The 6,844-nt window shown below is 73.6% G+C and carries 7 protein-coding genes and 1 tRNA gene; 4 read left to right on the plus strand and 4 right to left on the minus strand.

Annotated features, from left to right (window positions below; all coding sequences use genetic code 11):
• Positions 1-15 precede the first annotated feature (15 nt).
• The gene (locus OSB71_RS21775) at positions 16-1,326 is read right to left on the minus strand and encodes a PTS transporter subunit EIIC (protein WP_265950493.1); all 1,311 of its coding nucleotides are present in this window, start codon (positions 1,324-1,326) and stop codon (positions 16-18) included.
• Positions 1,327-1,641: 315 nt separating this feature from the next.
• Complete coding sequence (locus tag OSB71_RS21780) at positions 1,642-2,874, minus strand: PTS transporter subunit EIIC (RefSeq protein ID WP_265950494.1); 1,233 nt, start codon at positions 2,872-2,874, stop codon at positions 1,642-1,644.
• 179 nt (positions 2,875-3,053) lie between these two features.
• Between OSB71_RS21780 and OSB71_RS21785 the strand changes: the two genes are divergently transcribed.
• The 4 genes from OSB71_RS21785 (at position 3,054) to rdgB (ending at position 5,466) form a co-directional block, all read left to right on the plus strand.
• Entirely contained in the window at positions 3,054-3,287 is a 234-nt protein-coding gene (locus tag OSB71_RS21785) for a PTS sugar transporter subunit IIB (protein ID WP_265950495.1), read from the plus strand.
• 236 nt (positions 3,288-3,523) lie between these two features.
• Positions 3,524-4,252, plus strand: a complete 729-nt coding sequence (rph, locus tag OSB71_RS21790; RefSeq protein ID WP_265950496.1) for a ribonuclease PH — start codon at positions 3,524-3,526, stop codon at positions 4,250-4,252.
• 202 nt (positions 4,253-4,454) lie between these two features.
• Positions 4,455-4,829 (plus strand): hypothetical protein, encoded by a 375-nt coding sequence (locus tag OSB71_RS21795; RefSeq protein ID WP_265950497.1) that lies wholly within the window; start codon positions 4,455-4,457, stop codon positions 4,827-4,829.
• Between the two features lie 34 nt (positions 4,830-4,863).
• Positions 4,864-5,466, plus strand: coding sequence for an RdgB/HAM1 family non-canonical purine NTP pyrophosphatase (gene rdgB / locus OSB71_RS21800; RefSeq protein ID WP_265950498.1), 603 nt, complete (start codon positions 4,864-4,866; stop codon positions 5,464-5,466).
• A gap of 75 nt (positions 5,467-5,541) precedes the next feature.
• Here rdgB and OSB71_RS21805 read toward each other — a convergent pair.
• Positions 5,542-5,628 (minus strand) — tRNA-Leu (locus tag OSB71_RS21805).
• 9 nt (positions 5,629-5,637) lie between these two features.
• Positions 5,638-6,762, minus strand: a complete 1,125-nt coding sequence (locus tag OSB71_RS21810; RefSeq protein WP_265950499.1) for an HNH endonuclease signature motif containing protein — start codon at positions 6,760-6,762, stop codon at positions 5,638-5,640.
• Positions 6,763-6,844 lie beyond the last annotated feature (82 nt).

Raw genomic sequence — 6,844 nt, forward strand, 5'->3', positions numbered from 1 at the left:
GGCGGGCCGTGCGGCCTACGCCTTGGTCGCGTCCTCGACCTCCTCCTCGGGCTCCCGGCCCGGGGTCGGCAGGTTGAACTTCACGATCGCGAAGCGGAACGTGACGTAGTAGACGACGGCGAAGACCAGGCCGATGGGGATGATCAGCCAGGGTTTCGTCGCCAGACTCCAGTTCAGCGAGAAGTCGATCATGCCGGCCGAGAACATGAAGCCCGCGTGGACGCCGAGGGCCCACGTCACCGCCATCGATATCGCCGTGAGCACCGCGTGGATCGCGTACAGCAGCGGCGCGATGAACATGAACGAGAACTCGATCGGCTCGGTGACGCCGGTCACGAACGAGGTGAGGGCGAGCGAGAGCATCATGCCGGTCACGGCCTTGCGCCGCTCGGGGCGGGCGCAGTGCGCGATGGCCAGCGCCGCCGCGGGCAGGCCGAACATCATGATCGGGAAGAAGCCGGACATGAACATGCCCGCGCTCGGGTCGCCCGCGAGGAACCGGTTCAGGTCACCCTGCACCACGGTGCCGTCCGGCGTGGTGTACTCGCCGATCTGGAACCAGGAGACGGTGTTGACGAACTGGTGCATGCCCACCGGGATGAGCCCGCGGTTGATCAGACCGAACACGCCCGCGCCGATCGCGCCGAGTGCGGTGATCTCCTCACCCAGCCAGGTGATGCCGTCGCCGATGGGCTGCCAGCCGAGCACGACGAGCACGCCCATGCCGGTGCCGACGAACGCCATGAGGATCGGCACCAGCCGGCGCCCGTTGAAGAAGCCCAGCCAGTCCACCAGCTTGGTGCGGTGGAAGCGCTGCCACAGGGACGCGGCGAGCAGCCCCATGATGATGCCGCCCAGCACGCCCGGGTTGTGGTAGGCGGCGGCCGTGACCTCCTCGCCCGCGCGCCAGGCACCGGTCAGCGAGCTCGTCGACACGAACTCCGCGCCCTCGGGACCGTCCAGCGGGAACTGGTGGATCACCGAGTAGTACACGAGGAAGCCGACGACGGCCGCGAGCGCGGTGGAGCCGTCGGCCTTCTTGGCGAAGCCGATGGCCACGCCGATGCAGAACAGCAGGGGCAGGCCGAAGTGCGAGTCGAGCAGGGCGCCGCCCGCGCCGCTGAACACCTTGGCGACGGCGTCCCAGCCGAGGCCGTCGGCGCCGAAGACGTCGGGCTGGCCCAGGCGCAGCAGGATGCCCGCGGCGGGCAGCACGGCGATGGGGAGCTGCAGCGACCGGCCCACTTTCTGCAGGCCCTGGAACAGACGGGAGCGCAGCGGCGGTTTCTGCTTCGCCGGGGCCGCCGTGGCGTTGGCGGTGGACATGTACTTCCTCCAAGAGGCACAGGTGCGCCGCCCAAGGGGAAGGGGGAGGACGGCGGCGTCCGAGTGCTGGGCCGGGGCGCGACGCCACCGTCGACGCCGCCCAGTGGTTTAGACCTGTTGTAGCATGCCGCCGACCCGATCAGGAACCCGCGGCCGAGGGCCCTCACCGGCTGCCACGGGACGCACGCGGTGCGGCACCGCCGCCGCCGGTCAGACGGCCGTCCCGGCCCCGCGCGGAGCCGCCGCCGGAGCGCTCCCACCCGGTGGCGTCCGGGCCCCGCCCCGGGCTCCCCGTCGGGGTGCCGCCCGGGCGGCTCACTTCAGGTTCTCGCGCTCCATCTCGGCGATCTCCTCGTCCGACTCGCGGCCCGGCGTCTTCAGGTCGAACTTCACGATCACGAGGCGGAACAGTACGTAGTACACGACCGCGAACGCCAGCCCGATCGGGATGAGCAGCAGCGGCCGCGTCGCCTCGTTGAAGTTGAGCAGGTAGTCGAAGAGGCCGGCCGAGAAGGTGAAGCCCTCGCGGATGCCCAGGGCCCAGGTGAGTGCCATCGAGACGCCGGTGAGGAGCGCGTGGATGCCGTAGAGCACGGGCGCGAGGTAGACGAAGGAGAACTCGATCGGCTCGGTGACGCCCGTGACGAACGAGGTCAGCGCCAGCGAGAGCATCATGCCGGAGACCGCCTTGCGGCGCTCCGGGCGCGCGCTGTGCGCGATGGCGAGCGCCGCGGCGGGCAGCGCGAACATCATGATCGGGTAGAAGCCGGTCATGAACATCCCGGCCTCCGGGTCGCCCGCCAGGAACCGGAAGAAGTCGCCGTTGACGACCCTGCCCTCCTCGTCGGTGTACTCCCCGAACTGGTACCAGGCGAAGGTGTTGATCAACATGTGCATGCCGAACGGGATGAGCAGCCGGTTCAGGACGCCGAAGACGCCCGACCCCCAGGCGCCGAGATCGGACAGCGCCTCGGCGGAGCCGTCCAGCGCGTTGCCGACGGGCGCCCAGAGGTAGCCGAAGGCCACGGCGAGCACCAGGGCGAGGAAGGACATCAGCACCGGTACGAAGCGGCGCCCGCTGAAGAACCCGAGCCAGTCCGGCAGCCGCGTGCGGTGGTAGCGCTCCCAGACCTTCGCCGTGACGACGCCGAGGACCACGCCGCCCAGTACCCCGGGATCCACCGGGTCGCCGGTGACCTCGTCGGTGAACGCGCTCTCCAGGACGGAGGTGAAGACCAGGTAGGCGACGACGGCCGCGAACGCCGTCGAACCGTCCGCCTTGCGCGCGAAGCCGATCGCGACGCCGACGCAGAACAGCACGGCGATGTTGTCGATGATGCCGCCGCCCGCGCCGCCGAACACCGCCGCCAGCCGGTCCCAGCCCAGCCCCTCCGCGCCGAGGACGTCGGGCTGCCCGATCCGCAGGATGAGGCCGGCGGCGGGCAGTGCGGCCACCGGGAGCTGGAGGCTGCGCCCGAGCTTCTGCAGGGCGTGCAGGATCGCCTGTCGCCAGCCGCGCTGGGGCCTGCCGTCGGTCTCGGAACGCATGAGGCCCTCCCGGTTTGGCCTGGAGCCCCCGACTGGTGTAGACCAGCCGGAGCGGGTGCGGGGTCCGGTGACCGCCATCTTTCGGCACAACCCGCGCCGACGCGCGCGAGCGTGCGCCAACCGTGGGTTAATGTGGCAATCTGACCGCCCGGCGGCTCGACACACACAGGAGAAGCCATATGGCCAGCAAGGCTGAGAAGATCGTCGCCGGACTCGGCGGCGTCGAGAACATCATCGAGGTCGAGGGCTGCATCACCCGCCTGCGGACCGAGGTCGAGGACCCGGCGCTGGTCGACGAGGCCGCGCTCAAGAGCGCCGGCGCGCACGGCGTGGTGAAGATGGGCAGCGCGATCCAGGTCGTCATCGGCACCGACGCGGACCCGATCGCGGGCGAAATCGAAGACATGATGTAACGCCCACCGCGCCGCCCGCACCCCCGCCCCGCCCCGCTCACCACGCCGCGCAGGCCCGGCGGACGCGGGACCCGCGGGACACCGGCCCGCCGCCCCCGCGGCGGGCCGTCGGCGTTCCCGGAGCCGAAACGGGCGGCGCCCCCGGGGGCCCGGCGGGCGGCACCCTGTCGGAGCCGCGCGGCCGCCGGCGCCCCGCCTCGTTCGGCTTATCGGCGCCCACCGCATAGGCTCGCCGCATGTCTCGTATCGACGGCCGTACCGCCGAACAGCTCCGCCCCGTCACCATCCAGCGGCACTGGAGCAAGCACGCCGAAGGGTCCGTGCTCGTGGCCTTCGGCGACACCAAGGTCCTGTGCACCGCCAGCGTGACCGAGGGCGTGCCGCGCTGGCGCCGGGGCAGCGGCGAGGGGTGGGTCACCGCCGAGTACGCGATGCTGCCCCGCGCCACCAACACCCGCGGCGACCGCGAGTCCGTGCGCGGCAAGATCGGCGGCCGCACCCACGAGATCTCCCGCCTCGTCGGACGCTCCCTGCGCTCCGTCGTGGACTTCAAGGCGCTCGGCGAGAACACCATCGTCCTGGACTGCGACGTCCTCCAGGCCGACGGCGGCACCCGCACCGCCGCCATCACCGGCGCCTACGTCGCGCTCGCCGACGCCGTCGCCTGGTGCCAGCGGCGCAAGCTGATCCGCGCGAAGGCCCAGCCGCTCACCGGCACCGTCGCCGCCGTCAGCGTCGGCATCGTCGACGGCGCCCCCCTGGCCGACCTCTGCTACGAGGAGGACGTGCGCGCCGAGACGGACATGAACGTCGTCTGCACCGGCGACGGGCGCTTCGTGGAGGTCCAGGGCACGGCCGAGGGCGCGCCGTTCGCCCGCGACGAGCTGAACGCGCTGCTCGACCTCGCCCTGGCCGGCTGCGCCCAGCTCGACGGCGCCCAGCGCCAGGCCCTCACCGACGCCTGACGCGCCCCGGCGCCCCCGGCCCAAGCGGGCACCGGCACCGGGACGGCACCCACCGGGACCCGGGCGCGGCCCGGCGTGGCCCGGGCGCGGCAACCACCGGCGGCCCCCGCACGTCCTTGACGACACGGGCCGTACGCTTACCGGCGTACGGCCCGGCCAGCCCGGCCCCCGGCCGACACCGGACACCGAAAGAGGACCCGACGTGCGCCGCCTCCTCCTCACCGCCGCCGCCACCGCCCTCGCCGCCACCGCAGCCCTGGGGTGCAGCGCCGTCGACAAGGCCCTGAGCTGCGCGAACACCGCCCTGGTGGTGGGCGAGAGCGTGACCGACCTCCAGGAAGCCGTCTCCGGCGCCGGCGAGGACCCGGCCGCGGCCCGCGAGGCGCTGAACCGCATAGACGACAACCTCGACAAGATCGACGCGAACACCGGCGACAGCGACGTCGACCAGGCCGTCAGCGACCTGCGCACCGCCGTCGACGGCGTCCGCACCTCCCTCGACAGCGGTCAGGCGCCCGACCTCAGCCCGGTCGGCAGTGCCGCCGACGAGCTCACCAACGTCTGCACGCCCGCCTGACCCGCCCCGCCCCACGACCCCGCGAGCGCGAACCATGCAGCGACTGATCCTCGCCACCCGCAACGCCCACAAGGTGACCGAGCTGCGCGCCATCCTCGGCGCGGCCGGCCTCGCCGTCGACCTGGTCGGCGCCGACGCCCACCCCGACGTCCCCGACGTCAAGGAGACCGGCGTCACCTTCGCCGAGAACGCTCTCCTCAAGGCCCACGCGCTCGCCCGCGCCACCGGCACGCCCGCCGTCGCGGACGACTCCGGGCTGTGCGTCGACGTCCTCGGCGGCGCCCCCGGCATCTTCTCCGCCCGCTGGGCCGGCCGCCACGGAGACGACCAGGCCAACCTCGACCTGCTCCTGGCCCAGCTCGCCGACATCGACGACGCACACCGGGGCGCCCACTTCGCCTGCGCCGCCGCGCTCGCCCTGCCCGACGGCACCGAGCGCGTCGCCGAGGGCCGACTGCGCGGTACCCTGCGCCACGCCCCGGCGGGCGCCGGCGGCTTCGGCTACGACCCGATCCTCCAGCCCGACGGCGAGTCCCGCACCTGCGCCGAGCTGACCCCGGACGAGAAGAACGCCATCAGCCACCGCGGCCAGGCCTTCCGCGCCCTCACCCGCGAACTCCGCACCCTCCTCCCCTGACCCACCCCGCACCGCACCGCGGGCACCACCCCCGAAACAACTACGGCCCGCAACCCCCAGGGTCACGGGCCGTGCTGGTGCGGCGGAAGGGATTCGAACCCTCAAGCCCTCGCGGGCCACAGATCCTAAGTCTGCTGCGTCAACCTGCTGCGCCACCGCCGCAAGTACGGGTCATGATACTGGTCCGTGCCCGGGCGGTGTCACGGGTCGCGCCGCCCGCGCCGTGCGCCGACCCCGGCCGCGCCCGCACCAGGTGTCCGTGACGGCGTGACAGTTCGGGCACAGGTACCGCAGATTGTCCCGGCGGTTGTCTCGCCAGTCCCCGTTGCGGTGGTCGATCTGGAGCGTCATGGGCCTGCCGAGCCACTGACCCGTGTTGCCGCAGGAGACGCACGCGTAGGGGACGCCCGCCGCGTCCAGCGCGCGCCGCAGCCGCGCGTGCTCCGTGCGCGGCGACCCGGGAGGCAGGACCCGGAAGACCCTGCCCGTCCCCGGGTCGGCCAGGGGTGGCCGGACCGCCGGGCGGAGGCGACGGCGGAAGTGCGACGTGTCCAGGCCGAGCCGGGTCACCCGGCGGCGCACCCTGTGCCAGTTGGCGCTGGAGTCCGGCAGCCCGAGGGCGCGCACCACCTCCGCGATGCTCGTGGACCGTGAGACCGCCCGGCGCAGCTCCTCCTCGGGCAGCGGCACCCGCGCGTGGCGGAAGTGGCTCGTGTCGACGGCGTGCCGACGCAGCAGGCGCCGCAGCTCCGCCCGGCCGCCCGCGTCCTCGGGGACGCCCAGGAGGCGCGCCAGCGCGCGGACGTCCGACGCGTGAGCGGCGGCACGGCGCAGCTCCTCGACGGGCGGGTCGAGCGTCTGCTCCCGCCGTGCGAACCCCGGGAAGTGCGTGACGTCGAGACCGGCCGCGCGGACGCGGCGGCCGAGGTGGGACAGGCTGCCGCTCGCGGGCCGCACGCCGAGTCTGACGGCGACTTCCCGCAGTGAGGTCGACGCCCGCACGGCGTCCGCGAGCGCGGCGTCGGAGTGGGCGTGCCAGTGGCTCCGCCCCGCGAAGTGCGCGGTACTGATCCCGTACTCGGCCACACGCCGTTGCACGGTGCGCCTGCGCCCGCCGCTGGGTCGAAAGCCCAGCGCCCGCAGAACCCCCGACCAGGTGGTCGAGCGGGCGACGGCCGCGGCGAGCTTCTCCCGCACGTAGCCCCCGGCCGCGGCGGCCGTTCCGCGCCGCTCGCCCGGCCGCGCTCCGACGGCCCGCGGCCCGCCCGGGGCGCCCCCGGTGTCGGGCATCGGCATGCCTGCCCCCTCCCCCCCACCTCCGCAGCGGGGTCCGTGAGGGGGAACGAGTGGGGGAGCGGGGGGGGGGGTTGCGGTGGGG

Source organism: Streptomyces marinisediminis, from assembly GCF_026262575.1.
Classification (GTDB): domain Bacteria; phylum Actinomycetota; class Actinomycetes; order Streptomycetales; family Streptomycetaceae; genus Streptomyces; species Streptomyces marinisediminis.

Coding starts and splice junctions, on each gene's coding strand:
- OSB71_RS21775 (WP_265950493.1), bottom strand. CDS start 1,326: ATGTCCACCGCCAACGCCACGGCGGCCCCGGCGAAGCAGAAACCGCCG.
- OSB71_RS21780 (WP_265950494.1), bottom strand. CDS start 2,874: ATGCGTTCCGAGACCGACGGCAGGCCCCAGCGCGGCTGGCGACAGGCG.
- OSB71_RS21785 (WP_265950495.1), top strand. CDS start 3,054: ATGGCCAGCAAGGCTGAGAAGATCGTCGCCGGACTCGGCGGCGTCGAG.
- rph (WP_265950496.1), top strand. CDS start 3,524: ATGTCTCGTATCGACGGCCGTACCGCCGAACAGCTCCGCCCCGTCACC.
- rdgB (WP_265950498.1), top strand. CDS start 4,864: ATGCAGCGACTGATCCTCGCCACCCGCAACGCCCACAAGGTGACCGAG.
- OSB71_RS21810 (WP_265950499.1), bottom strand. CDS start 6,762: ATGCCGATGCCCGACACCGGGGGCGCCCCGGGCGGGCCGCGGGCCGTC.